Here is a 25,716-nt window from a genome sequence, read left to right on the forward strand (position 1 = left end):
CAAGGGCGAACTTGAAACCGCCATCGCCGCCTTCATCGATCACTATAACAACCACCGCTGTCACGAGAGCATCGGCAACCTGACCCCGGCTGATGTCTACTTCGGTCGCGGTGAAACCATCCTGGCCGAAAGGAGACGCATCAAACAGCAAACCATCCAAAACCGCCGCTTGAACCATCAGCGTCAAGCCGCATAGCCTGAAACAGGTGAGCCAGAGCCCTCTGCTCCAAAATCAGGTCGACTGCTCCAAATCTCTCGACGACGGACAGATGGAAAGTGAATCGGTTTCGCTGTTCGGAGGCGGAAACGGAGTTGCGCGCGAGCCACCGTCTAACGCCGAAGGAAGAACTGGGCACACCAGGCAGAGCTCGAATATCAGCTACCTCTCGGATCACTTCGTGCCGCCTTGGGATGCTTCCAACGGCCGCGAGACAAGAGCGGCGGCCTTCGGGCCGTTCCAGTTTCCGATCACAGCCTTGCGCGCGTTCTGAGTGCAGACGCCATCCTTGCTGCACCAGGCGTGAAAACCAGTGCCTTGCGCGACGAACCCAGCCCAGATGAGCGCTCAGCTATGGTCATTCTGGGTAGACGGCGATGCGCTCCCCATGTTCCATCCTGCCCCAAATCTGGGTCAACAAGAGCCTCAGATTTGGGTAACGCTTGACAAGTATATGCTCAGAAGCGGGGCGAGCCTGCCCGGCTTCGAAGCAATCTGCGCAATCTCCAAGGGGCTCGAGGTGTCGCTGGACTGGCTCGTTTCCGGAGCTGATTCCGCAGGCGACGGCGTTGAGCTCTTCGCGAAACGAGCGGCGAGACATGTTGTTCAGCTCTTTGCGGCGACCCTTCTCAGACACCGTGCAGAAGGCGCCGTGAGCTTGGTCGATGCGAGCACGATCCTCAAGCTCGCACCTGAAGAATCGGCCGCCGACCTTGGGGCGAGGGCAGGAGAAAAGGCGCGGGAACTGGTTGCGCAAGGCACCACAAAGGAAGACCATTCTTGAATGGAGACAGCGCCGCGCGGAACGCGTTGAAGAGCTTCCAAGGGAGCGGGTCGCAGACCTTACAGCATCGGCAACCGGCAACCGGCAACTGAAAGGTTGCCATCCTGCGCTGCGGCAAATCTTTATTCCATTGATTTCACTACATATTTTCTTGACACCAGAGTCTGCACACGACGAGAACCCGCCATTCCGGCGGTGTCTCGTCAAACCCTTTGATCAGCCCATGCGCCAAGCCGTTGAAAAACACCGCGCCGTTTTCGCGCCGTCCTCGGACCTTATGATCGCGCTCACTGAAAGGCGACGACGAGACCAGGGACATGCGGCGCGGCGGCGCGCCGCGCCGCTGGATCACCCTGCGTTCAGCAGCGCCAGCGCCTCGGTATGGATCGCCCGGTTCGCACAGGCCAGCACCTGGCCGCCCTGCGGGCAGGGCCGGCCCTGCCAATCGGTGACGATACCCCCGGCGGCCTCGATCACCGCGATCGGGGCCTGCACGTCATAGGGCTGCAGCCCGGCCTCGATCACCAGGTCGATCTGACCCGCCGCCACCAGCGCATAGGCATAGCAGTCGCAGCCATAGCGTGTCAGCCTCGCCCGGGCCGAGACGCGCCGGAAGGCTGCGCCCTGGTCGGCCGTGCCCACCTCGGGAAAGGTCGTGAACAGGATCGCCTCGGCCAGCGGTCGCGGCGCGCGGCAACGCAAGGCCGCCCGCCCCATCGGCCCGCTGACCAGGGCCCGGCCCAGGCCGCCTTCGAAGCGCTCGCCGATATAGGGCTGGTCGATCAGGCCGTAGATCGGCCCCGCCGCGTCCGACACCGCGATCAGCACGCCCCAGGTCGGCGTGCCCGAAAGATAGCTGCGCGTGCCGTCGATCGGGTCCAGCACCCAGGTCAGCCCGCTGGTGCCCGCAACCGCGCCGAATTCCTCTCCCAGGATCGCATCCTGCGGACGGCGGCGCGCCAGGATCGCCCGCATCCGTTGCTCGGACAGCCGGTCGGCCACCGTCACCGGATCGAAGCGGTCCGCCTCCTTGGTTTCGGCCGAAAGGCCGGATCGGCGGAAGTGCAGCAGCGTCGCCGCGCGTGCCGCTTCCGCCAATTCACGCGCCGTGGCAAACAATTCTGCCGCGACATCTTCGCTTACTCGCATCATCCGACGCTCCGTTGTCCTGCCCCGGCGCTATCGGTCGCCGGGAGGCAGGTCAAGCGGCGGGTGCAGTCAAGCCGCGTCCGACAGCACGCGGGCCAGGTCGAACAGCCGGCGGCGCTGCGCCTCGGGAATGGCATAATACGACCGCACCAGTTCCAGCGCTTCCTTGTCGGCCATGAAATCGCCCTGCGCGCCCTGCAGGGCTTCGTCACCGGACAGGCCTTCGAAGAAGAACGAGATCTGCACGCCAAGCGCGTCGGCGATGTCCCACAGGCGCGAGGCGCTGACGCGGTTCATGCCGGTCTCGTATTTCTGGATCTGCTGGAACTTGATACCGACCTTGTCGGCCAGTTGCTGCTGGGTCATGCCCACCATCCAGCGGCGATGCCGGATGCGCTTGCCGACATGGGCGTCGACGGGATGCTTCATTCTTAACTCCAGTACATGCGCAACACTCGCGCGGGTTCCCCCGACTGAATATAAGCAGATTCCGTGCCAAACTCTCCCAAACCGGGAAAAGAAAGTTGAAAATGCAATCGAATCGAAAACCTGTCCATTTGGACAGGTAGCATTATACAGCCGTATAACAAAACCGGCGTCAAGTGAGGTTAACACTCAGGGATGCCAACCTGCCCCGCCACTCGCCTTTAGGGCGATTTCCATTTCGCAATGCAAATCAAGCCTAATATTCGCATAATGCAACGGCTTGCCTTCCCACCGGGCGCCCGCCACCCTTGCAATGTCACGGCAAGGAAGGACGCCGCATGCGGGCATGGATGATTCGACAGCTGGACCGGCCGGCCGGCATCGAGACCGTCACACGGCCGGTTCCCGGCCCGGGCGAGGCGCTGGTGCGGGTGGCGGCGGCAGGGCTGAACTTCGCCGATCTGCTGATGGCCGAAGGCCGCTACCAGACCCGGGTCGCGCCCCCCTTCGTCCCCGGCCTGGAACTTGCGGGCACCGTTCAGGAGCTTGGCCCCGGGACGCAAGGTCCGCCGCCCGGCACCCGGGTGGCTGCGCATGTCGCGGGGGGCGCCTTCGCCGACTATGCCCTGGTGCCCGCCGACCGCCTGCTTGCGCTGCCCGACGCGATGCCGTTCGACATCGCCGCCGGCTTCCAGATTGCCTATGGCACCGCGCATCTGGCGCTGACCCATGCCGCCCGCCTGACCGCCGGCGAGACGCTGTTCGTCACCGGCGCTGCCGGCGGCGTGGGCCTGACCGCCGTCGAGATCGGCCACGACCTTGGCGCGCGGGTGATCGCCCAGGTCCGCGGGCCGGACAAGGCCGCTCTCGCCCGCGCCGCGGGGGCCGACGCGGTCATCGACAGCGCCGAGCCCGACCTCAAGGCCGCGCTCAAGGCGCTGGGCGGGGTGGACGTGGTCTATGATACTGTCGGCGGCCCCGGCTTTGACGCCGCGCTGCGCGCCACCCGACCGGGCGGGCGGCTTCTGGCCATCGGCTTTGCCGGCGGCGAGGTGCCGAAGGTGCCGCTCAACCTGCTGCTGGTGAAGAACGTCAGCGTCATCGGCTTCTGGTGGGGCGGCTACCTGGACTTCGCGCCGGACCTGCTGACTGCCAGCCTGGCCGACCTGATCGCCCGCTGGCAGGCCGGGCGCCTGCACCCGCATATCGGCCAGATCCTGCCGTTCGAGGCCCTGCCCGAAGGGCTGGCGCTGATCCGCGACCGCAAGGCGCAGGGCAAGATCGTGCTGCAGGTTGCCGATCAGGCGCGATAGGCGCAGCGCAACTCGGCGATCAGCGTGTCGATCACCTCGTCGCGCCGCGCCCCGCCGCGATAGAGGCACAGCGAGGTGCGCCCCAGCGCCGGCAGGGCCGTCTCGGCCGCAACCGGCGCGGTGCCGTCGGGCAGCGTGCCCTCCATCCGCACGGTCACCGCCAGGTCGGCCGCCACCGTCGCCTCGACCGCCTGTTCGCTTTCGCCGCCCGTGGCCATTTCCCAGGGAATGTCGGCTGCATCCAGCGCCGCCGTGGCGATCGGCCGGAAGATGCAGGTGTCCTTGAACCCCAGCCGCAGCGGCCGGCGCAGCCAGATCGCGCCGTCCGGCGCCCCCACCCAGACCAGCCCGCGCGACGACAGCACCTCGGCCGCCGGGTCGGGGCGTTCCTCGGTGGTCACGATCACGTCGAACTCGCCGCGGGCGAAGCCGTCTTTCAACAGCAGGGTGAACGACGACACCAGGTTCACCCGCACCCGCGGATAGGCCTGCGCCAGCCGCTTCAGGATGCCGGGGATCGCCGGATAGACCACGTCATGCGGCACCCCAAGCCGCACCTCGCCCTCATAGACGCCCGAGCCGAAGCGCGACAGCACCTCGTCGTTCAGCGCCAGCATCCGGCGCCCGTAGGACAGCAGTTGCTCGCCCTCGGCCGAAAGCGCCAGCTTGCGCGCGGCGCGCGAGAACAGCGACTGGCCAAGCGAGTCTTCCAGACGCTTGATCTGCATCGAGACGGCTGACTGGGTCAGATTCAGGAACCCCGCTGCCCGCGTCACCCCGCCGACGTCGGCGACGGTGACAAAGGACCGCAGGGCGGCAAGGTCAAGGTTGCGAGGCATATCACGATTCCTGAACGTTCGCGTCACAATCATTCGTTTCAAGAATACATCGAACAGGCGCATATATCAAGCATCCCGATCAGTGACTTGTCCAAGATCACGCAAACCGATGAAAGGTCACGCCATGCCCCGGTTCGTCTCTGCCCTCGGACGCCGCCGTCCCTTGCCGACCCTGTCCTGGCGGGCGGTGCTGCGCCACCTGTCCGACCGCCTGGCGCTTCGCCGCGAGCGTCTTCGCCTCGGCAGGCTTGATCCGCACCTCTTGCGCGACATCGGCCTCAGCGCCGAGGCTGCCGCCGCCGAAGCAGGCCGCCCGATCTGGGACGTCCCCGACCACTGGCGCCAGTGATGGCCAGTGATCGGGCGTGATCGGCGCTGCGACGGCACGGACGGATTTTTCGGCCGGAAATTCTTGAAATCGGCCGCGGCCTTCCCGATATTCGTCCCATGAGGTCGCGCCGGTTCCCCCGGCGTTGCCCTAAGGGACAACATCGGAGGCTTCAATGGCTCAATATGAAACGATCCGGACGGTGGGTGTCGGCACCCGCGCCCAGATCGACGAAGGGCTTCGCGCCCACATGAACAAGGTCTACGGGCTGATGTCTGTGGCAATGCTGGTGACGGGTGGCGTTGCCTGGGCGGTCGGCACCTCGGACGCGCTGCTGTCGATCCTGCGCAACCCGGCCGGCGGCATGACGATCCTGGGCTGGGTGGTGATGTTCGCGCCGCTGGCGATGGTCTTCGCCTTCGGTGCGATGATCAACCGGCTGTCCTATGCGGCGGCGCAGCTGTTCTTCTATGCCTTCGCGGCCGTGATGGGCCTGTCGCTGGCCTGGATCTTTCAGGTCTTTACCGGCGCCTCGATCGCGCAGACCTTCCTGGTGACGTCGATCGCCTTCGCCTCGCTGTCGCTTTGGGGCTATGTCACCAAGCGTGACCTCAGCGGCATGGGCACCTTCCTGATGATGGGCCTGGTCGGCCTGATCGTCGCCTCGCTGGTGAACCTGTGGCTGGGCTCGATGGGCCTGTCGTTCGCGATCTCGGTGATCGGCGTGCTGATCTTCGCCGGCCTGACCGCCTATGACACGCAGCGGATCAAGACCGACTACATCCAGCACGCGCAGGCGATGGACCAGGAATGGCTGGGCAAGTCGGCCATCATGGGCGCGCTAAACCTGTACATGGACTTCCTGAACCTGTTCATGTTCCTGCTGCAGTTCCTGGGCAACCGCGAATAAGGCTCAGGCAAGGTGCCAAGACCAAGGGCCGGGGGAAACCCCGGCCCTTCTTCGTTGCAGCGGCCTAGACCACCGCGCCGAAGAAATACCCCACGGCCCAGGTGACGGCCATGGCAACCGCCCCCCAGAAGGTGACGCGCGCCACCCCCCGCACCACCGGCGCGCCGCCCGCCCTGGCCCCCACCGCGCCAAGCACGGCCAGAAAGATCAGCGACAGCACCGTCACCCAAAGCGGGATCGACGCCTCGGGCACCAGCGCAGCGGTGGCCAGCGGCAGCGCTGCGCCCACCGCAAAGGTCAGCGCCGAGGCCCCTGCGGCCACCAGCGGCTGCGCCTCGGTGTGCTCCGACATCCCCAGCTCATCACGCTTGTGGGCGGCGAGGGCATCCTTTTCGTGCAGCGCCTCGGCCACCTGCCGGGCCAGGTCGGGCGTCAGCCCGCGGCCCTGGTAGATCGCCGCCAGCGCCCGCAGCTCCTCGGCCGGGTCGGCGTCGATTTCCTGCTGCTCGCGCGCCAGATCGGCGGCTTCGGTATCGGCCTGGCTTGAGACCGAGACATATTCCCCCGCCGCCATGCTCAGCGCGCCCGCCGCCAGCCCGGCCGCGCCGGCGATCATCACCTCGGCCCGGCCCGAGGCGGCGGCAACCCCGACAATCAGCGAGGCCGTCGAGACGATGCCGTCGTTCGCCCCCAGAACGGCCGCGCGCAGCCAGCCCACCCGCGAGACGAAATGGCGTTCATAGTGACTGCGTTCCATGGCCCGACTCCGCAAACGAAAACCGCGCCCAAGAGGCGCGGTCCGGCCGGAATCGTCAAGCAGCGTGCGCTTACTTGATCTTGCCTTCCTTGTAATCCACATGCTCCCGCTTCACGGGATCGTACTTCTTCACGACCATCTTCTCGGTCATGGTGCGGGCGTTCTTCTTGGTCACGTAGAAGTGCCCGGTGCCCGCCGTCGAGTTCAGACGGATCTTGATCGTCGTCGGCTTCGCCATCGTCGTGTCTCCTGTGCCGGGAAAACCGGTGCTTCCCCGCGAAATCCTTGAAGCCCGCCTTTTACGCGCGGCACAAGCGGAGTCAACAGCGAAACACCAGCGGCCGCAGCGAAATCGCGCGCCTTCGGCGCAGGCCTCTTGTCTCGGCTCTGGCCTGCGGCCAACCGCCTCGGACGGCGGGGGCGCTTCGCCCCCCGCACCCCCAGAGGGTATTTTGGCCAAGATGAAGCTGCATGGTCTTCATCTTGGCCAAAATACCCCGGGGGTGAGGGGGCAGCGCCCCCTTTCGACGCTATGGCAAAGCGCGCGGATGGCCTGTAAGCCGGATTCTGTCCCGGCGGTTGCCCGCCATGGATGACCATTCCTCTGCCGACCGCGTTGCCGCGGCGGTCAAGCTGCCAACCCGGGCCTCTCGGGCTGAAGCGTCCCTGCGGCGGTATCGGTTTCCCGACCAGCCCCGCGCGAGGCCCCTATTCGGCATTGCTCCGGGCGGGGCTTGCCATGCCGGTCCGGTTGCCCGTCCCGCGGTGGGCTTTTACCCCACCGTTTCACCCTTGCCCCGGGCGGACCCGGGGCGGTCTCGTTCTCTGTGGCGCTTTCCCTGGGGTTGCCCCCGCCGGGGGTTACCCGGCGCCCTTGCTTCATGGAGTCCGGACTTTCCTCGGACGTTGCCGCCCGCGGTCATCCAGCCATCCGCGCGAGGAGGACTTAGGCGGATGCGGACGGCCCGTCAACCGGGAAGCGCGCGGCCAGGTCGGCGGCCAGCGCGGCATCGGTGGCGTCAAGCGGGCCGCGCGCCCAGGGGCGGAACCGCAGGCGGAAGGCGGCAAGCAGGCGGTCCGGCGCGGCATCGGGGTAGCCGAAGCATCGGGCATCGGCGGCAAAGCGGGCCGGGTCGCCGGGGGCGGTCGCCTTGGGCCAGACCGCAAGGCCGGCCAGGGCCAGACGGCGCCAGTCGAAACGCGGACCGGGGTCGGCCTTGCGGTCCGGCGCCAGGTCGGAATGGCCGATCACCCCCTGCGGGACAATGCGCCACCGGTCCCGGATGCCCGACAGCAGCCGTTCCAGCGCCGCCATCTGCGGCTCGGCAAAGGGTTCGGCGCCGGTGTTCTGCAACTCGACGCCGATGGACCGGGAATTCACATCCCCCGCCCCGGCCCAATCCCCCGCGCCGGCATGCCAGGCCCGACGGGCCTCGTCGACCAGTTGCTCGGCCCGGCCGTCGCGGTCGATCAGCCAATGCGCCGAGACCTCGGCCGTCGGGTCGCAAAGCCGCGCCCGCGCCTCGGCGGCCGAGGGCATGGCGGTATAGTGCAGCACGACCAGCGATGGTCTGAGGCCCGCCCGCCGTTCGCCGTGGTTCGGCGAGGGCAAGCCTGCCGGCCCCGGCATCACTGCAATGCGGTGCGGAACGGGCGCGGGTCCCACGAGCAGGCAAAGCCGTCGCCGTCGGGATCAAGGCCCAGCTTGTCCTTGTCGGGGCCGCCCCTGGCAAGAAACTCCTGCTGTGCCTGGTCGGGCGAGGCGTATTTCGCACAGGCCGCCAGCGGGTCCTTCTTCACGATGGAAAAGCGTTCGTGCATCTGGGTGCCCGGGTTGTGCGTCGTGGCCAGCGCATATTCCACGATGTTCGGACCGGTGTCGCCGGGCCGCTGCGGCAGGTCCTTCGGCTGCACCACCACGTATTGCGCGCGGTTCTGTTCGATGCGGGCCTTGTCGCTTTCGATGGTCTCGCGCGATGCCACCGCCTGGAAGTCGTTCTCATCCGAGATGCCGGGGGCGGCATGGATCATCTCGCCCGATTCCTCCTTGATCCCGGCTGGCGCACCGCCGCGCGGCTTGTCGGTAGAGGTCGGAGCTGCAACCGGGGCGGCCGTCGACTTGCCCTCGGCGCGGTCGATGGCCGCCGAGGCAGAAGCCGCGTCGAAGCCTGGGGCGGGCGCCGCGGTGGCCCCGGGCGGCGGCGTATAGGTGTTGCGGATGTAGCTGTTGTAGTCCTGAAAACCGACGCCGCCGGAATCGGGCACCGACGGGGTGCAGGCGGCCAGGCCAAGCAGGGCGACAAGGGCGACCAGGGCGACTGGGGCGACTGGGACGACTGGGGCGGAACGGCGGATCATTGCTGCCTCATGCGGTCTTTGCGCAGGGAACCCACGGTTCCGAACGCCATTTTGGGCGCGCTTACCACCATTTTTCCGGCTTGGCCACAAATCCCGCCGCGCGCTCCAGCACATGGGCGTGATTGAGCAGGTTGCCCTCGTCCCAGGGGCGGCCGATCAGCTGCAGGCCCAGGGGCAGGCCCTGGCCGTCCAGCCCCACCGGCACCGCGATGCCCGGCAGGCCGGCTAGGTTCACCGTCACCGTGAAGACGTCGTTGAGATACATCTCGACCGGGTCGGCCGATGCCATCTCGCCCAGGCCGAAGGCGGCCGAGGGCGTGGCGGGGGTCAGGATCGCATCCACCCCATCGGCGAAGACGGTCTCGAAATCGCGCTTGATCAGGGCGCGCACCTTGCGGGCGCGGTTGTAGTAGGCGTCGTAGAAGCCCGCGCTCAGCACATAGGTGCCGATCATCACCCGGCGCTGCACTTCCGGCCCGAAGCCCTCGGCCCGGGTCTTCTCATACATCTCGGTGATGCCGTCGCTCTGCGCCAGTTTGGCGCGGTGGCCGTATTTGACGCCATCGTAGCGGGCGAGGTTGGACGAGGCCTCGGCCGGCGCGATCACATAATAGGCCGGCAGGGCGTATTTGGTGTGCGGCAGGCTGATGTCGCGGATCGTGGCACCGGCGTCGCGCATCATCGCGATGCCGCTCTGCCACAGCGCCTCGATCTCGGCCGGCATGCCGTCCATCCGGTATTCCTTGGGAATGCCGATGACCTTGCCCCGGATGTCACCAGTCAGGGCCGCCTCGAAATCCGGCACCGGCAGGTCGGCACTGGTGGAATCCTTCGGGTCGTGCCCCGCCATGGCTGCCAGGAAGATCGCCGCGTCGCGCACCGATTTGGTCATCGGCCCGGCCTGATCCAGCGACGAGGCGAAGGCGACGATGCCCCAGCGGCTGACCCTTCCATAGGTCGGCTTGATGCCGGTGATGCCGGCAAAGGCCGCCGGCTGGCGGATCGAGCCGCCGGTGTCGGTGCCGGTTGCGCCCAGGCACAGGTCCGCCGCCACCGCGGCGGCCGAGCCGCCGGACGACCCGCCGGGGGTCAGCGAGACGTTCGAGCCCTGCCGCCGCCAGGGGTTCACCACGTTGCCATAGCAAGAGGTCTCGTTGCTGCTGCCCATGGCGAATTCGTCCATGTTCAGCTTGCCCAGCATCACCGCGCCATCACCGAACAGCTTCGTCGTCACCGTCGATTCATACTCGGGCCGGAAGCCGCGCAGGATGTTCGACGCGGCCTGCGACGGCACGCCCCTGGTGCAGAACAGATCCTTGATGCCCAGGGGGATGCCGCAAAGCGAGGGCGCCTCGCCGGCCGCCAGCCGCGCATCGGCGGCGCGGGCCTGCTCCAGCGCGATCTCGGGGGTCTTGAAGACAAAGGCATTCAGCCCGTCGCCCGCATCCATCGCGGTCAGGCAGGCCATGGTCAGATCGACCGCCGAGATCTCGCGTTTGCGCAGCGCGTCGCGGGCGCCGGCGATGGTCAGGCTGTTCGCGCCAGTCTTGTCGGAAAAGCTCATTCCACCACCTTCGGCACCGCAAAGAACCCCTCGCGCGCTTGCGGCGCGTTCTTCAGCACCTGCGGCTGGATGTTGCCGTCCGTCACCACATCCGCCCGCCGCGCCAGCCGCATCGGCGTGACGCTGACCATCGGCTCTATGCCGGTCACGTCCACCTCGTTCAGTTGCTCCATGAAGGTCAGGATGCCCGACAGCTGCTCGGCCAGGGCCGGCAGAGCCGCTTCCTCGACCCGGATGCGCGCCAGATGCGCCACTTTCCGCGCCGTATCGATGTCGATCGACATTTCGATGTCTCCGCAGGGTTTCGCCCCGTTTAGCGGCCCCCGCCCGCCCCTGCAAGCACGAGGCGCCGCACCGCTGGCCCGGCCGCGGAAAGGTTGCCGCAGCGCGGCAATCGCTCTAGGCTGCAAGGCTGATCAGACCGGCACAAGGAGAAGCGACATGCAGATCACCTGGCTCGGCCATTCCGGCTTTCGCATCCAGATCGAGGACGCCGTCCTGCTGATCGACCCCTGGCTGACCGGCAACCCGATGTTTCCCGCCAACGGCCGGGCCGAGGCGCTGACCGGCGCGACCCACATCCTGCTGACCCACGCCCACGGCGACCATGCCGGCGAGGCGCGCGCCATCGCGCAGGAAGTCGGCGCCCCGATCGCCTGCATCCACGAAATCTCGGAATGGCTGAACGCGCAAGGCGGGGTGGAAACCATCGGCTTCGGCAAGGGCGGCACGCTGACCCTGGGCGGCGCCAAGGTGACCATGGTCAACGCCACCCACTCGGCCTCGATCGACTTTGCGGGCAAGGGCCTGATCCCCGGCGGCTCGGCCGCGGGGTTCATGATCGCCGGCGAGGGGCACGTGATCTATGTCACGGGCGATACCGACATCATGGCCGACATGGCCTGGATGGGCGAGTTGCACGCCCCCGACATCGGCATCCTGTCCTGCGGCGGGCATTACACCATGGACATGGAACGCGCGGCCTGGGCGGCACGCAAGTACTTCAACTTCCGCACCGTGATCCCCTGCCACTACCGCACCTTTCCGATCCTGGCGCAGGACGCCGAGGCGCTGCGGGCCGGCCTGCCACCGGGGATTGAACTGATCGAACCACAGGTGCTGGTGCCCGTCGCCTTCCCGAAGGGCTGACGCCTTTCCAGAGGAACCGGAATTCGAAGTCGAATTCCGTCCACGATTTCCGACTTCGGAAATCGTCTCCCGGCCGTTGCGTTTTCCCTTCCTTTCCCCGGTACGGCGCGGCATGGTCGCCGACGCCCTTGCCCGGACCCGTATCGCCATGTTCATCCGCTCGATCCACGACATCGTCGCCAACCGCCCCGCCCCCACCGTCGCCCCCGGCGACAGCATCCGCGAGGCCGCGCACCGGCTGGACCGGCACGACGTCGGCGCGCTGGTGGTGCTGGACGGCGCCCGTGTGGCGGGCCTGTTGTCGGAACGCGACATCATCCGCAAATGCATCGGCCAGGACCTGTCGCCCGACACCACTACCGTCGCCCAGGCGATGACGGCCGACCCGGTCACCGTGCAGGCCGACGACGGCCTCGCGCAGGCCATCGCCCATATGGAGGCCGGTCATTTCCGCCACCTACCGGTGCTGGACGACAGCGGCGCCTGCATCGGCCTGCTGTCGATCCGCGACATCCCGACCGAATACCGCATGATGGTCGAGCGCTTCCGCGAGATGAAATCCGCTCAGCCCTGATTGCGCCGCCCTGCGAAGAAGGCCTTGAGCAGCGCTTCGGCCTCTGTCCCGCCGATCCCGTCGTAGACCTCGGGTACATGGTGGCATTGCGGGTGCGAAAACACCCGCGCGCCATGCGCAACGCCGCCCGACTTCGGATCGCTGGCGCCGTAGTACACCCGCCCGATCCGCGCGAAAGACAACGCCGCCGCGCACATCGGACAGGGCTCCAGCGTGACGTACAGGTCATGCAACGGCAGCCGCTCGGACCCCGCCGCCGCGCAGGCCGCCCGCAAGGCCAGCACCTCGGCATGGGCGGTGGGGTCGCACAGCTCGCGCGTGCGGTTCCCCGCCTGCGCCACCACCGCCCCCTCGGGCGAGACGACCACGGCGCCCACCGGCACCTCGCCGCGCGCGCCCGCCGCCCGCGCCTCGTCCAGCGCGATCTCCATGAACGACCGGAACCGGCCCACTGATTGCCCTTTCATCTGTCCTCAAATATCCTCGGGGGTCCGGGGGCAGACAGCCCCCGGGGCTGGCCACCCCGCGCCAAGGATGACCGCCATGGCGCCGAATGAAAAGCCACCCGCAACCCCCAGCCCCCCGGGCGAGCGGATCGCCAAGGTGCTGTCGCGCCGCGGCGTCGCCTCGCGGCGCGAGGCCGAGCGGCTGATCGCCCTGGGCGAGGTCACCGTCAACGGCCGCGTCATCGACAGCCCGGCGCTGAACGTCACACCTCGGGACCGCATCACCATCTCGGGCCACCCGCTGCCCGCAGAAGAACCGCCCCGCCTCTGGCTGTACTACAAACCCGAGGGTCTGGTGACCTCGGCCTCGGATGAAAAGGGCCGCGACACCGTCTTCGACCACCTGCCGGAAGACATGCCCCGCGTCATGTCGGTCGGCCGGCTTGACCTCAACTCCGAGGGCCTGCTGCTCTTGACCAACGATGGCGAACTCAAGCGCAAGCTGGAACTGCCCTCGACCGGCTGGCTGCGCAAGTATCGCGTGCGGGTCAACGGCACCCCCACCGAGGCGCAACTGGACCCGCTGCGCCGGGGCATCACCGTGGAAGGCGAACGCTTCCAGCCGATGCAGGTCACGCTGGACCGGGTGCAGGGCGCCAACGCCTGGCTGACCGTGGGCCTGCGCGAGGGCAAGAACCGCGAGATCCGCCGCGCCATGTCGGCCATCGACCTGTATGTCAACCGGCTGATCCGCATCAGCTATGGCCCGTTCCGCCTGAACGAGCTGCAGCCCGGCCAGGTGGAAGAGGTCCGCCCCCGGGTGCTGCGCGACCAGCTGGGCGAATCTCCCGCCGAGGCCGGGGAAGACGCGCCGAAACCCCGCGCCCGCCGGCCCGCCGCGGCGGCAAAGGACGCCCCGGCGCCGCGGCCGCGCAATCCCGGCGACGGCATCAAGGCCCTTTCGAAGGCCTGGAAAGCGGCCACCACGCCGCGCCCCGGCCCGCGCCTGCGTGCCGAGGCGACCGGGGAGGACACCCCGTCCCGTCCGACACGCGGCGGCCGGGGGCCGTCCGCGGCGGCGCCGGCGCCACGCACGCCAGGCAAGGCCGCGGCCGGCGTGACGGGCAAGTCCGGTGCGGGCAAGTCCGGCGCGGGCAGATCTGCGGCGGCCAAATCCGCAGCGGGCGCCGGCGACCGGCCGGCGGGCGCGGGACGGGGTCCGAAGGGCGCAGGACAGGCGCCTCGGCCGGCGGCAAAGGCGGGGGCAAAGGCGGCGGCGAAGGCGGGGGCAGGCCGGGCGACCGAACGGCCGGCCCCCGGCAAACCGGCAACGGTGCGGCCGGCGCGAGACGGCGGGCGGACCGGCGCGGGGCCGGCCGGACCGAAGGGCCGACCGCGCGGCAAAGGCTGATCCGGGGAACATTCCTGCCGATTTCCCCCTGCCGCCGCTGGCAAGGCCCCCCACCTTGGGCTAGGATCGGGCGCAACCGCCGTGTTCGGAAGGAAAAGATGTCGCCCTCCGGCCTTCGCAACCTCTCGCTTGTGCTGTTGGTGATGCTGGTGCTGTACGTCGCCGGCTCTGGGGGCATGTGATGGCCCAGCGCTATGGCGGCCGCCATTCGCCACAAGGCAACCGCCCCGACGGCACGCCGCCCGCGCCGATCCCGGCCGCCGGCAAGCCGCCCGGAAGCTGGCGGACGACGGTGCTGTTCCTGACCGCCTTTGCCTTCCTGTTCCCGGCTTTCGGCGATGCGCCCTCGGCCATGCTGCTGGGCCTGGTCGCCGGCGGCCTGCTGGTCCTTTCGGCCTGGCTGTCGCGCGAAGGCTTGCGCGCCCGGGCCGCCTGGGAGGCGCGCAAGGTCGCCCGCCGCCCGGCGATCCCGCGCCTTCTGCTGGGTGCCGCGGCCACCGGTGCTGCCCTGTTCACCGGCGGCGTCATCGCGCATGGGCTGTCGATCTACCCCGCGTTCTACGCCCTGCTGGGCGCCGCCCTGCACCTGGGCGCCTTCGGCTTGGACCCGATGGCCGACAAGGGCATGGAGGGCGTCGATCCGTTCCAGACCGACCGCGTCGCCCGCGCCGTGGAGGAGGCCGAAAAGCGCCTGGCCGAGATGAAGAGCGCCATACTGCGGGCGGGCGACCGCGGGCTGGAGGCCCGGGTGGACCGCTTCGCCGCCCAGGCCCGGGCGCTGTTCCGCCGGGTGGAATCCGACCCGCGCGACCTGACCGCGGCGCGCAAGTATCTGTCGGTCTATCTGGCCGGCGCCCGCGATGCGACCGCCAAGTTCGCCGACCTCTGGGCACAGTCCCGCGACGCAAAGGCCCGCGCCGACTGGGAGGCGCTGCTCACCGACCTGGAAACCACCTTCGCCGACCGCTCGCAGGCGCTGCTGGAAAACGGCCGCACCGATCTGGATATCGAAATCGGCGTGTTACGCGATCGGCTCAAGTTCGAAACGCGCTGACACCCCCCCGCAGGAGGACACCCATGGCCACCGATACCACCCGCTCCGAAGCCGAGGCCCTGCTGGCCGAGGTGGACAAGGTTTCCGCCGTACTTCTGCCCGAGCCGATGTCCGAGGTGGTGGCCCTGCCGCAGGCCGCCCCCGACAAGGCCGCCGCGATCCGCAAGCGGATGGACGAGCTGGACCTGTCGAACACCCAGTCGGTCATCGCCTTCGGCTCGTCCGCACAGGCCGAGTTGCAGGTGATCAGCCAGGCCATGCTGCAGGACGTGAAGAACAAGGACGTCGGCCCCGCCGGCGAATCCCTGCGCCAGATCGTCAGCACCATCCGCGGCTTTTCCGGCGACGAACTGGACGTCAACCGCAAGCAAAGCTGGTGGGAATGGCTGACCGGCCAGGCCGCGCCGCTGGCCGAATTCGTCGCCCGGTATGAAGAAGTGCAGGCCCAGATCGACCGCATCACCGAGGAACTGCTCAGCCACGAGACCAAGCTTCTCAAGGACATCAAGTCGCTGGACCTGCTGTATGGCAAGACGCTGGCCTTTTACGACGAACTGGCGCTTTACATCGCGGCGGGCGAGGCCAAGCTGGCCGAGGCGGACGCCAGAGACATTCCGGCCAGAGAGGCGGCGATGACCGCGGCCGCCGAGGCCGACAAGGTGATCCGCGCCCAGGAACTGCGCGACCTGCGCGCGGCGCGCGACGATCTGGAACGCCGGGTGCATGACCTGCGGCTGACCCGGCAGGTGACGATGCAAAGCCTGCCCTCGATCCGGCTGGTGCAGGAAAACGACAAGAGCCTGGTCACCCGGATCAACTCGACGCTGGTCAACACCGTGCCCTTGTGGGAAACCCAGCTGGCGCAGGCGGTGACCATCCAGCGCTCACGCGAGGCGGCCGAGGCGGTGCGCGACGCCAGCGACCTGACCAACGACCTCTTGGAAGCCAACGCCCGGAACCTGAACGAGGGCAACCGCGTGGTGCGCGAGGAAATGGAACGTGGCGTGTTCGACATCGAGACGGTGAAGCGGGCGAACGACACGCTGATCGCCACCATCGAGGACAGCCTGCGCATCGCCGACGAAGGCAAGGCGCGGCGCAAGACGGCCGAAACGGAACTGGTGAAGATGGAGGCCGACTTGCGCGAAACCCTGGCAGCGGCAAGGGCGCGGACGATCCCGTCGCCCGCGGCTTCGGACACCGCCGCTCCCTTCGCCTGAGATCGCCGTCCGGTCCGGGCGGGTCTTTGTGCCGGCCGGACAGGGTGCGCGCTGACGTGATCGTTGCGCCGCGCGGTGCGGATTGCACTGTCCCGGCCTGTGGCGTCCGGGCGGGGTATCGGATGCGGTCGGACCAGATGACGGAACTTGTCATTCGACCACCCGGCCCTGTCGGGATTATACATCTCCCATAGCACGACCGGCCGGAAGCGGCCGCAGCCAAGACCCCGAAAACCAAGGTAAACCAACCGCCGGCGGGCCTGCGCCTGGCCGGGGCGTCTAGAGATTTGGGAGCAACGACCATGACCGACACCACCACCCGTCCTGCAGGCATCGGCGGCATCGACCTGTCCGGGATTGACGTCGCAGCCGCGATCTTCAAGGCCACCGGCGGCGGCTACGGCGCGCCGGGCACCAACCAGCCGGCTTCCGAAGGCACCCTGTCGAACTCGTCCGACTGGCTGACGAACTGGGGCAACGGCACACTCGTCGACGCGTTCGACTTCGACCAGCCGCCGCCTGCCGACCGCGACGCCCCGATCAAGCTTCTGGCCGAGCCCGAGGGCAGCCACCCGCTGATCGACCTGATGAAGGGCGACGACCAGCCCGCCTTCACCAATGGCGGACCCGAGGGAAATGCCTGCGCCCCGGTCGTCGTCGGCGCAATCGTGATCATCGCCGCGGTCGCCGTGGCCGCCGCCTATCTGGGCGGGGCCTTCGACGACAAGAAGCCCGACGTCGAAAAGCCCAAGCCCGAGGGCGAGAAGGACCCCGAAACGGGCCTGACCATCTGGCAGAACGACTACAGAGACCCCGACACCATGACCGACACGCTGCAATCGCCCGCCGAGATGATGGCCAGCCTTCTTGGCAAGGCCGGCGTGCAGGGTGTTGATCCCACCTCGGTCGAGATCACCGATCTGCTTGGCCGGCTGTCGGACAACATGGGCAAGGTCACCGACCTGGTCGGTACCGTCACCGGCGCGGCGAAATCGGGCGACACCGGGATGTTCGAAAGCGCCACGGCCGAACTGATGAAACTGGCCGGGCTCGACGGGTTCGAGTTCGACTTCGGCACCCCGGCGCCACAGGACCTGATGGACGGCGTGTTCGATGCCTTCGGGATTGCGGGCGGGCTGGACGGCGCCGCCTACAAGGAGGCCATGCACGACCCGGACTATCTGGTGACCATCACCGAAGCGACGACCGAGCTGTCTGCCTGGGTCAGCGCCTGGGGCGACGATTTCGCCTGACGGCCGGATCGGCGGCTCGTCTGACAGGTCGGGGCGGGCGGCGCACTGGCGCCGCCCGCCTCGGCCCGCTAGAGTGGCATCGAACGAACCACAGGACCGGACGCCAGCATGCAGCCCTACCTCTGTCTCCTGCACGCCTGGCGCGGCGGTGCCGTCTGATGCGCGGGCGCATTCCGGCCCGGAGCTTTCCGCTGACGGCGCGCCCGCTGGCCGCCGTTCTGGCCGCTGCACTGGCCCTGTCGGCCTGCGTCTCGCTTGTCCCGCCGCCGCCCGGCCCGGCGCCAGGGCCGGTGCCGGGGCCAGCCGCCCCGCAGCCGGAAACCGCGAAAAGTGCGGCCGCGCGGGCGTATTTCGCCAAGGTGCAGGCCTCGCTTCTGTCGCAGGGCCTTCTGCGCACCGATGGCGGCGGGCCGGACACGCCCTTCACCGACCGGATGCTGGCCGAGAACTTCCTGCGGATCGGGCTTTACGACGAGTATTCCCGCCTGGGCGGTGGTTTTGTGCGCGAAGAGGCCAGTTCCATCCTGCGGCGGTGGGAGATTCCGGTGCGCGTGGGCCTGCGCTTCGGCGCCTCGGTCCCGTCCGATCGCCGCGCCGCGGACCGCGCCCGCATCGGCTCGTATCTGGCCCGACTGTCGCGGACGACGGGTCACCCCATCGCCCTGGTGGACGGCGGCGCCAACTTCATCCTGCACATCGTGTCGGAAGACGAACGCGAGGCGCTGGGGCCCAGCCTGCAGGCCGACATGCCCGGCCTTTCGGCCCGCGACATCGCCGATGTGACGCATATGCCGCGCACCACCTACTGCTTGGTCTATGCCCTGTCCGAGGGCAACACCGGCGCCTACAGCCGCGCCGTGGCGGTGGTGCGGGCCGAACACCCCGACCTCTTGCGGCAATCCTGCTTTCACGAGGAAATCGCCCAGGGTCTTGGCCTGGCCAACGACAGCCCCGCCGCGCGGCCTTCGATCTTCAACGACGACGAGGAATTCGCCCTGCTGACGCGGCAGGACGAGCTGATGCTGAAGATGCTCTACGACCCCGCCCTGCGCCCCGGCATGAAGCTGACCGAGGCGCGGCCCATCGTCTTGTCGCTTGCCAACCGCCTGATCGGCGGGGATTCATGATCCCGCAACACGGCGGGAAAGGAGTGCACCATGGTCTTCGATTTCCTCAAGGGCGAATTCATCGACGTCATCTCCTGGCTGGATGACACCCGCGACACCATGGTGTGGCGGTTCGACCGGCGCGGCCAGGCCATCAAGTACGGCGCCAAGCTGACGGTGCGCGAAGGCCAGTCGGCGGTGTTCATCCACGAAGGCCAGCTGGCCGATGTCTTCGGCCCCGGCCTTTACATGCTGGAAACCAACAACCTGCCGATCCTGACCACGCTGCAGCACTGGGACCACGGCTTTTCCAGCCCGTTCAAGTCCGAGGTCTATTTCGTCTCGACCACCCGCTTCAACGACCAGAAGTGGGGCACCAAGAACCCGATCATGGCGCGCGACCCGGAGTTCGGCCCGATCCGCCTGCGGGCCTTTGGCACCTATGCGATGCGCGTCGGCGATCCGGGCAAGTTCATGACCGAGATCGTCGGCACCGATGGCGAGTTCACCGCCGACGAGATCAGCTTCCAGATCCGCAACATCATTGTCCAGGCCACCAGCCAGGTGCTGGCCAGTTCGAAGATCCCGGTCCTGGACATGGCGGCGAACCTGGAACAGCTGGGTCGCATCATCGCCGACCAGATCGGCCCCAAGGTCGCCGACTATGGTCTGACCATTCCGGAATTCTACATCGAGAACATCAGCCTGCCGGAAGAGGTGGAAAAGGCGCTGGACAAGCGCAGCTCGATCGGCGTGGTCGGCGACCTGACGAAATACATGCAGTTCAACGCCGCCGAAGGCATGGCCCAGCCGGGCGGCCTGGGCGGCGTGGTCGGCGCCGGGATGGCCGCCGGCATGGGCCTGGGGCTGGGTCAGGCGATCGGCCCCTGGGGGGCGGCGCCTGCCGGCCAGACCGCGCCGCCACCGCCACCGCCGCCCTCGACCGGACGCACCTGGCACCTGGCCGTCGATGGCGAAACCAGGGGGCCTTATGCCGAGGCCGACCTTGCAGCGCTGGCCGCCAAAGGCACGCTGACGCCCGCCTCGCTGGTCTGGACGGCCGGGCAGGACGGCTGGAAGGCCGCCCAGCTGACCGAGCTGCGGCGCCTGCTCTCCGAGGTTCCCCCGCCGCCGCCTGCCCCCTGAGCCATGCCCCTGCCCCCGCCCGCGACCGGGACCGAACACCGCTGGCCCTGCGCCCAGTGCGGCGCGCAGCTACGCTTTGCGCCCGGCCAGACCGAGCTGGTCTGCGACCATTGCGGCCATGTCCAGACCATCCCGCAGGCCGGCGACCGCCGCCGCGCCCGCGCGCTGCACGAACATGACCTCGCCGCCGGCCTGCGCGACGACCTGCCGGTCTCGGCGATGCAGGACGTGCGCACCACCACCTGCACCTCCTGCGGCGCGCAGATCGAATTCCGCGCCGCGACCCATGCCACCCAGTGCCCGTTCTGCGCCTCGCCCGTGGCGCTGGACAGCGGTTCCCACCGGCTGGTCAAGCCGCAGGCGCTGGTGCCCTTCGCGCTGACCCAGGCCCAGGCCCGCGCGGCGCTGATCACCTGGCTTGGCAACCGCTGGTTCGCGCCGTCGACGCTGCTGGAATATGCCCGCAAGGGCCGCGCGATGGACGGCATCTATGTGCCGTTCTGGACCTTCGACGCGGCCACGCAGTCGGACTACAGCGGCCAGCGCGGCGAGCATTACTACGAGACCGAGATGGTTCGCGTCACCGTGAACGGCCGCAGCCAGATGCAACCGCGCCAGGTGCGCAAGACCCGCTGGTATGCCGCCTCGGGCCATGTCGCGCGCGACTTCGACGATGTGCTGGTGATGGGCTCGGCCAGCCTGCCGGCCCGACTGGGCAACGAGCTGACGCCCTGGGACCTGTCGGCGCTGGTGCCCTATGACCCGGATTTCCTGGCCGGTTTCACCGCCGAGGGCTACACCGTCGCGCTGACCGAGGCCGATGCCGCCGCGAAGGCACAGATGGCCACGGTGATCGAGCGCGACGTCCGCCGCGACATCGGCGGCGACGAACAGCGGGTGCACTCGGTCGACACGCGGTTCTCGGACGAGACCTTCAAGCACATCCTGCTGCCGGTCTGGATGGCGGCCTACAAGTACAACGGCAAGAGCTTCCGCTTTCTGGTCAACGGCCAGACCGGCGAGGTGCAGGGCGAACGGCCCTGGTCGGCCTGGAAGATCGCCTTCGCTGTGCTGCTGGTGGCGCTGCTGGCCCTTGGCGCGGTCTACCTGAACGACCCCGCCAACCTGGGCCTGCCACGGCCGGACTGGATGAACTGACGCCGGGAAGCGGAATTCGAAGTCGAATTCCGTGCACGATTTCCGAAGTCGGAAATCGGCTGCCTGGCGCCACCCGCGCGCCCGCAACGAACCAAGGGAATGCCATGCAGACCGACTGGGAAACCGACGCCATCATCGACCGGCGCGACGCCTTCTACGCCGCCTCGCAGCGCGCCTTCATGCCCTACCGGTCGCCGCTGATCTTTCAACGCGGCGAGATGCAGTATCTGTGGGACGAGACAGGCCGGAAATACACCGACCTTCTGGGCATGAATGTCTGCATCTCGGTCGGCCATGCGCACCCCCGGGTGAATGCGGCGGTGAAAGCGCAGATCGACGAAATGCAGCATTGCACGACGATGTTCTACCACCCCGTGCCCGCGCATTTCGCCGAAGAGCTGGTGGCCAGGATGCCCGCAGGGCATGACTGGGTGGTGCATTTCACCGTCTCGGGGACCGAGGCCGTGGACCTGGCCCTGGTCATGGCCCAGGCCCACACCCGCAACATCGACATGCTGGCCTTCCGCAACGCCTATCACGGCGCCACCATCGGGGCGCAGTCGCTGACCGGGATTTCCGGCTTTCGCCACGACATGCCGCTGTTGGGCGGCATCCACCACATCGCCAACCCCGACCCCTACCGCGGCATCTTCGGCGACGACACCGGCGCCTATCTGGACGAGATCGACCGCACCATCGCCCATTCCACCAACGGCCGTCTGGCCGGCTTCATCTTCGAGGCGATCCAGGGTTACGGCGGCATCGTCGAGGTGCCGCCGGGCTACCTGAAGGCCGCCGCCGAGAAGGTCCGCGCCCGCGGCGGGGTGCTGATCGCCGATGAGGTGCAGTCGGGCTTCGGCCGCACCGGCAGCCATTTCTGGGGCTTCCAGGCGCATGACGTGGTGCCGGAAATCGTCGTCATGGCCAAGGGCATCGGCAACGGCTTTCCCCTGGCCGCCGTGGTGGCGCAGCGGCACGTGGCCGAATCCCTTGCCGGCAAGTTCTTCTTCAACACCTACGGCGCCAGCCCGATGTCCTGCGCCGCCGGCCGGGCGGTGTTGCAGGTGATTCAGGAAGACGGGTTGCAGGCGAACGCCGCCCGCGTCGGCGCCGGCCTGCGCGCCATCCTCGACCGGCTGCACCAGCGCCACGAGGTGGTGGGAGATGTGCGCGGCCGCGGGCTGATGCAGGCGATCGAGCTGGTGACGGATCGGCGCACGAAAACCCCGGCGACCGAGATCACCGCGCAGGTCTTCGAGCGCACCCGCGAGGCGGGCCTTGTGGTGTCGAAATCCGGTGCAAACCGCAACATCCTGCGGATGGTGCCGCCGATGTGCCTGTCTCAGGACGACCTGCCGCGGATCGAGGCGGCGCTGGAGGCCAGTTTCAAGGGCTTCTGACCGCGCCGCGCCTCAGGTCTCCAGCTCGGGATCGCCACCCGCACGGACCAGCCGCGTCAGGTCGGACAGGCGTTCGCGCTGGCGGCCCCTGGCGTCGAAATTGGCCGGTGCCAGCCAGGCCGCGAAGGCCTCGGTCAAGGCCGGCCATTCGCTGTCGATCACCGAGAACCAGGCCGTGTCGCGGTTGCGCCCCTTGACCACCAGGTGCTGCCGGAACACGCCTTCGAAGCTGAAGCCCAGCCGTTGCGCCGCCCGCCGCGAGGCCAGGTTCAGCGCGTTGCACTTCCATTCATAGCGGCGGTATCCGGCGCCGAAGGCCCAGCCCATCATCAGCCACATCGCCTCGGTCGCCGCCACCCCGCGCTGCATCTCGGGCGCAATGCAGATGTGCCCCACCTCGATCGACCCGGCCTCGGGGGCGATCCGCAGATAGCTGGCGATACCGCCGCAATGCCCCGTGGCCCGGTCGCGCAGCACCCAGAACCGCGGATCATCACCCGCCTCGCGCTCCTTGGCCCAGCGGTGATAGGCGCCAGAGGAGACGAACGGCCCGTAGGGCATGTAGTCCCACAGCCGGTCATGCCCGTTGAAGGCCCGGTGCAGGTCGGCGGCATGGATATCAGCCGACAGCGGTTCCAGCCGCACCACCCGGCCTTCCAGCGGCTCGTGCCCCGGTCGCGGCGGTGGCGTCCAGTCGGGCACCGGCGCGCCAAGTCTTGCCTCGTCCAACCTCAGCCCCCTGCCTGTCCTTCGCGCCAAGGCTACGCCGCGCCCTTGCGCGCCACAAGATCAGTCCTCGAACCGGAAGTCGGCCGGATAGCTGTGAAAACCGTCGAAATCCGCCTTGCCCAGCGGCACGCCCACGGCGCGCAGGGCAGCATAGCCCATGGTGATGTGGAAGAAGAAGTTCGGCAATCCGTAGAGGAACAGGAACTCGGCCCCGGTCTGCTCGATCTCGGCAAAGCCGGCGCGGTGGCGGATGATCCGCTCTTCCGCGCCTTCGAACTCGGCCGGCTTCATGGCGCCCAAGAGCGCCCGCGCCACCGCCAGCCTTGGCCCCAGCGCCTGCGGCAGGTCGGGCACCTCGCGCCCGGCCAGCGGGCAGGCGATCCGCAGCGCATACCCCGCTGCCACGCCGAACTGCCGCCGGGCGGGAAAGGCATCGGCCAGCCGCGCATCCAGCGCGTCGGGCCCCGCCACTGCCACCATGTCCGCGATGCGCGACAGATAGTGGCGAAAGACGGGGACCGAGGCCTGATACATCAGCTTTCCTTCGGAACCACCCGCAGCCGCAATTCGCGCAACTGCTCGTTCAACGGCTCGGAAGGCGCGCCCATCAGCAGGTCTTCGGCGCGCTGGTTCATCGGGAACATGATGACCTCGCGGATGTTGGTGGTATCGGCCAGCAGCATCACCAGCCGGTCGATGCCGGCAGCACAGCCCCCGTGCGGCGGCGCGCCATACTTGAACGCCTTGACCATGCCGCCGAAGCGCTTTTCCACCTCGCCGGCCGGATAGCCTGCCAGCTCGAAGGCCTTGAACATGATCTCCGGCTTGTGGTTGCGGATCGCGCCCGAAATCACCTCATAGCCGTTGCAGGCCAGATCATACTGATAGCCCAGCACGTCCAGCGGGTTGCCGTTCAGGGCGTCCATCCCACCCTGCGGCATCGAGAACGGGTTGTGCGAAAAGTCGATCTTGCCCTCGTCGTCCTTCTCGTACATCGGGAAATCGACGATCCAGGCAAAGCGGAAACTGTCGGTCTCGGTCAACCCCAACTCCCGCCCGATCTCGTTGCGCGCCTTCGCCGCCACCGGCTGGAACGCCTCGGCCTTTCCCGCCAGGAAGAACACGGCATCGCCTTCCTTCAGGCCCAGTTCCCCCCGGATCGCCTCGGTCCGCTCCGGCCCGATGGCCTTGGCGATGGGGCCGGCGGCCTCGGTCGTTCCATCCTCGGCCTTGCGCCAGAAGATGTACCCCATCCCCGGCAGGCCTTCCTTCTGGGCAAAGGCGTTCATCCGGTCGGCGAACTTGCGGCTGCCGCCCCCCGGCGCCGGAATGGCCCGCACCTCGGTGCCCTCGTTTTCCAGCAGGCTGGCGAAGATGGCAAAGCCCGAGCCGCGGAAATGCTCGCTGACGTCGCTCATCCGGATCGGGTTGCGCAGGTCCGGCTTGTCGTTGCCATACCACAACAGCGAATCCTTGTAGGCAATCCGCGGCCAGTCAGCATGCACCTTCCGGCCGCCCGCGAAATGCTCGAACAGCCCCTGCAACACCGGCTGCACGGCGGCAAAGACGTCGTCCTGGGTGACGAAACTCATCTCCACATCCAGCTGGTAGAAGTCGGTGGGGGAACGGTCCGCCCGCGGGTCCTCGTCGCGGAAACACGGTGCGATCTGGAAATAGCGGTCGAACCCCGCCACCATGATCAGCTGCTTGAACTGCTGCGGCGCCTGCGGCAGGGCATAGAACTTGCCCGGATGCAACCGGCTCGGCACTAGGAAGTCGCGCGCCCCCTCGGGGCTCGAGGCCGTGATGATCGGCGTCTGGAACTCGGTGAAGCCCTTGTCCCACATCGCCTGCCGCAGCCAGCGCACGACGTTCGACCGCAGCATCATGTTGGCGTGCATGCTGTCGCGGCGCAGGTCCAGAAAGCGATAGGTCAGCCGGGTTTCCTCGGGGTATTCGGTGTCGCCGAAGACCGGCAGCGGCAGCTCGTCCGAGGCGCCCAGCACCTCGACCCCGGTGACATAGACCTCGATCTCGCCGGTCGGGATCTTGGGGTTCACCAGTGCGGCATCGCGCGCCTTCACCCGGCCGTCGATGCGCACCACCCACTCCGCCCGCACCTTCTCCAGCGCCGCAAAGGCGGCACTGTCGCCATCGCACAACACCTGGGTGATGCCGTAGTGGTCGCGCAGGTCGATGAACAAGACGCCACCATGGTCGCGCACCCGGTGCACCCAGCCCGCCAGCCGGACGGTCTGGCCGACATCGGCCTTGCTCAGGCCCGCACAGGTGTGGCTGCGATAGGCATGCATCATCGTTCCCCTTTCCAAGGGCAGAAATTCCATCGCGCCGATACACCGCGCCCGGCCCCCCAAGTCAACCCCGCCGCCCCCCGCCCCGGCTTCATCTTGGCCAAAATACCCTC

The 25,716-nt window shown here is 68.1% G+C and carries 28 protein-coding genes and 1 other RNA gene; 15 read left to right on the plus strand and 14 right to left on the minus strand.

Annotated features, from left to right (window positions below):
* A partial coding sequence (locus LHP98_RS08415) for an integrase core domain-containing protein (RefSeq protein WP_227252089.1) occupies positions 1-196 on the plus strand: 196 nt, incomplete at its 5' end.
* A 409-nt stretch (positions 197-605) separates the two neighbouring features.
* Positions 606-1,001, plus strand: coding sequence for a hypothetical protein (locus LHP98_RS08420; RefSeq protein WP_227252090.1), 396 nt, complete (start codon positions 606-608; stop codon positions 999-1,001).
* Positions 1,002-1,349: 348 nt separating this feature from the next.
* On the opposite strand, the gene hisN is transcribed toward LHP98_RS08420, so the two are convergent.
* Both hisN and LHP98_RS08430 read right to left on the minus strand, forming a co-directional pair.
* Positions 1,350-2,153 carry a histidinol-phosphatase gene (hisN, locus tag LHP98_RS08425; RefSeq protein WP_227252091.1) on the minus strand — a complete coding sequence of 268 codons (804 nt, stop codon included), beginning with the start codon at positions 2,151-2,153 and terminating at the stop codon, positions 1,350-1,352.
* Positions 2,154-2,219: 66 nt separating this feature from the next.
* On the minus strand, positions 2,220-2,579 hold the full coding sequence (locus tag LHP98_RS08430; RefSeq protein ID WP_227252092.1) for a helix-turn-helix domain-containing protein: 360 nt from the start codon (positions 2,577-2,579) through the stop codon (positions 2,220-2,222).
* A 335-nt stretch (positions 2,580-2,914) separates the two neighbouring features.
* Here LHP98_RS08430 and LHP98_RS08435 point away from each other — a divergent pair, with 335 nt between their 5' ends.
* Positions 2,915-3,889: an NADPH:quinone oxidoreductase family protein gene (locus tag LHP98_RS08435; protein ID WP_227252093.1), complete on the plus strand. Its 975-nt coding sequence runs from the start codon at positions 2,915-2,917 to the stop codon at positions 3,887-3,889.
* Here the strand turns inward: LHP98_RS08435 and LHP98_RS08440 are convergent.
* A complete protein-coding gene (locus LHP98_RS08440; RefSeq protein WP_227252094.1) occupies positions 3,877-4,728 on the minus strand; it encodes a LysR family transcriptional regulator in 852 nt (283 codons plus the stop codon). The two genes, LHP98_RS08435 and LHP98_RS08440, sit on opposite strands and share 13 nt — an antisense overlap.
* Before the next feature lie 124 nt (positions 4,729-4,852).
* On the opposite strand from LHP98_RS08440, the gene LHP98_RS08445 reads away from it, so the two are divergent.
* Entirely contained in the window at positions 4,853-5,077 is a 225-nt protein-coding gene (locus LHP98_RS08445) for a DUF1127 domain-containing protein (protein WP_227252095.1), read from the plus strand.
* Between the two features lie 154 nt (positions 5,078-5,231).
* On the plus strand, positions 5,232-5,966 hold the full coding sequence (locus LHP98_RS08450) for a Bax inhibitor-1 family protein (RefSeq protein ID WP_227252096.1): 735 nt from the start codon (positions 5,232-5,234) through the stop codon (positions 5,964-5,966).
* Between the two features lie 64 nt (positions 5,967-6,030).
* On the opposite strand, the gene LHP98_RS08455 is transcribed toward LHP98_RS08450, so the two are convergent.
* The 7 genes from LHP98_RS08455 to gatC form a co-directional block, all read right to left on the minus strand.
* Positions 6,031-6,723, minus strand: coding sequence for a VIT family protein (locus LHP98_RS08455; protein ID WP_227252097.1), 693 nt, complete (start codon positions 6,721-6,723; stop codon positions 6,031-6,033).
* Positions 6,724-6,793: 70 nt separating this feature from the next.
* A complete protein-coding gene (rpmG, locus tag LHP98_RS08460) occupies positions 6,794-6,961 on the minus strand; it encodes a 50S ribosomal protein L33 (RefSeq protein ID WP_227252098.1) in 168 nt (55 codons plus the stop codon).
* A gap of 302 nt (positions 6,962-7,263) precedes the next feature.
* Positions 7,264-7,658: RNase P RNA component class A (rnpB, locus tag LHP98_RS08465), an RNA gene on the minus strand.
* Positions 7,659-7,669: 11 nt separating this feature from the next.
* Complete coding sequence (locus LHP98_RS08470) at positions 7,670-8,353, minus strand: N-acetylmuramoyl-L-alanine amidase (protein ID WP_227252099.1); 684 nt, start codon at positions 8,351-8,353, stop codon at positions 7,670-7,672.
* The gene (locus LHP98_RS08475; RefSeq protein WP_227252100.1) at positions 8,353-9,081 is read right to left on the minus strand and encodes a hypothetical protein; all 729 of its coding nucleotides are present in this window, start codon (positions 9,079-9,081) and stop codon (positions 8,353-8,355) included. Before LHP98_RS08475 ends, LHP98_RS08470 begins: the two co-directional genes overlap by 1 nt.
* Positions 9,082-9,142: 61 nt before the next feature.
* Positions 9,143-10,645, minus strand: coding sequence for an Asp-tRNA(Asn)/Glu-tRNA(Gln) amidotransferase subunit GatA (gatA, locus tag LHP98_RS08480; protein ID WP_227252101.1), 1,503 nt, complete (start codon positions 10,643-10,645; stop codon positions 9,143-9,145).
* On the minus strand, positions 10,642-10,929 hold the full coding sequence (gene gatC, locus LHP98_RS08485) for an Asp-tRNA(Asn)/Glu-tRNA(Gln) amidotransferase subunit GatC (RefSeq protein WP_227252102.1): 288 nt from the start codon (positions 10,927-10,929) through the stop codon (positions 10,642-10,644). The genes gatA and gatC overlap by 4 nt, the downstream gene beginning before the upstream one ends.
* Positions 10,930-11,086: 157 nt before the next feature.
* Here gatC and LHP98_RS08490 point away from each other — a divergent pair, with 157 nt between their 5' ends.
* Positions 11,087-11,794, plus strand: coding sequence for a metal-dependent hydrolase (locus LHP98_RS08490; RefSeq protein WP_227252103.1), 708 nt, complete (start codon positions 11,087-11,089; stop codon positions 11,792-11,794).
* 112 nt (positions 11,795-11,906) lie between these two features.
* Positions 11,907-12,368: a CBS domain-containing protein gene (locus LHP98_RS08495; protein ID WP_227252104.1), complete on the plus strand. Its 462-nt coding sequence runs from the start codon at positions 11,907-11,909 to the stop codon at positions 12,366-12,368.
* On the opposite strand, the gene LHP98_RS08500 is transcribed toward LHP98_RS08495, so the two are convergent.
* On the minus strand, positions 12,359-12,835 hold the full coding sequence (locus LHP98_RS08500; protein ID WP_227252105.1) for a nucleoside deaminase: 477 nt from the start codon (positions 12,833-12,835) through the stop codon (positions 12,359-12,361). The genes LHP98_RS08495 and LHP98_RS08500 overlap by 10 nt on opposite strands.
* Positions 12,836-12,911: 76 nt before the next feature.
* Between LHP98_RS08500 and LHP98_RS08505 the strand changes: the two genes are divergently transcribed.
* From LHP98_RS08505 to LHP98_RS08540, 8 genes are all read left to right on the plus strand, one after another.
* A complete protein-coding gene (locus LHP98_RS08505) occupies positions 12,912-14,225 on the plus strand; it encodes a pseudouridine synthase (protein ID WP_227252106.1) in 1,314 nt (437 codons plus the stop codon).
* 181 nt (positions 14,226-14,406) lie between these two features.
* Positions 14,407-15,279 carry a 5-bromo-4-chloroindolyl phosphate hydrolysis family protein gene (locus LHP98_RS08510; RefSeq protein ID WP_227252107.1) on the plus strand — a complete coding sequence of 291 codons (873 nt, stop codon included), beginning with the start codon at positions 14,407-14,409 and terminating at the stop codon, positions 15,277-15,279.
* 23 nt (positions 15,280-15,302) lie between these two features.
* On the plus strand, positions 15,303-16,499 hold the full coding sequence (locus LHP98_RS08515) for a toxic anion resistance protein (RefSeq protein WP_227252108.1): 1,197 nt from the start codon (positions 15,303-15,305) through the stop codon (positions 16,497-16,499).
* Between the two features lie 302 nt (positions 16,500-16,801).
* On the plus strand, positions 16,802-17,752 hold the full coding sequence (locus LHP98_RS08520) for a hypothetical protein (RefSeq protein WP_227252109.1): 951 nt from the start codon (positions 16,802-16,804) through the stop codon (positions 17,750-17,752).
* A gap of 158 nt (positions 17,753-17,910) precedes the next feature.
* The gene (locus tag LHP98_RS08525; RefSeq protein WP_227252110.1) at positions 17,911-18,879 is read left to right on the plus strand and encodes a DUF2927 domain-containing protein; all 969 of its coding nucleotides are present in this window, start codon (positions 17,911-17,913) and stop codon (positions 18,877-18,879) included.
* A gap of 30 nt (positions 18,880-18,909) precedes the next feature.
* On the plus strand, positions 18,910-20,004 hold the full coding sequence (locus tag LHP98_RS08530) for an SPFH domain-containing protein (protein ID WP_227252111.1): 1,095 nt from the start codon (positions 18,910-18,912) through the stop codon (positions 20,002-20,004).
* A 3-nt stretch (positions 20,005-20,007) separates the two neighbouring features.
* Positions 20,008-21,162 carry a primosomal protein N' (replication factor Y) - superfamily II helicase gene (locus LHP98_RS08535; protein WP_227252112.1) on the plus strand — a complete coding sequence of 385 codons (1,155 nt, stop codon included), beginning with the start codon at positions 20,008-20,010 and terminating at the stop codon, positions 21,160-21,162.
* Between the two features lie 104 nt (positions 21,163-21,266).
* On the plus strand, positions 21,267-22,562 hold the full coding sequence (locus LHP98_RS08540; RefSeq protein ID WP_227252113.1) for an aspartate aminotransferase family protein: 1,296 nt from the start codon (positions 21,267-21,269) through the stop codon (positions 22,560-22,562).
* A 12-nt stretch (positions 22,563-22,574) separates the two neighbouring features.
* Here the strand turns inward: LHP98_RS08540 and LHP98_RS08545 are convergent, their stop codons facing one another.
* From LHP98_RS08545 to aspS, 3 genes are read right to left on the minus strand one after another with little or no spacing between them, the layout of a single operon-like run.
* Positions 22,575-23,291, minus strand: coding sequence for a GNAT family N-acetyltransferase (locus LHP98_RS08545; protein WP_227252114.1), 717 nt, complete (start codon positions 23,289-23,291; stop codon positions 22,575-22,577).
* Between the two features lie 60 nt (positions 23,292-23,351).
* Positions 23,352-23,825 (minus strand): DUF1993 family protein, encoded by a 474-nt coding sequence (locus LHP98_RS08550; RefSeq protein ID WP_227252115.1) that lies wholly within the window; start codon positions 23,823-23,825, stop codon positions 23,352-23,354.
* On the minus strand, positions 23,825-25,603 hold the full coding sequence (aspS, locus tag LHP98_RS08555) for an aspartate--tRNA ligase (RefSeq protein ID WP_227252527.1): 1,779 nt from the start codon (positions 25,601-25,603) through the stop codon (positions 23,825-23,827). The genes LHP98_RS08550 and aspS overlap by 1 nt, the downstream gene beginning before the upstream one ends.
* Positions 25,604-25,716 lie beyond the last annotated feature (113 nt).

It is taken from the genome of Rhodobacter sp. Har01 (assembly GCF_020564565.1).
GTDB lineage: Bacteria > Pseudomonadota > Alphaproteobacteria > Rhodobacterales > Rhodobacteraceae > Pseudogemmobacter.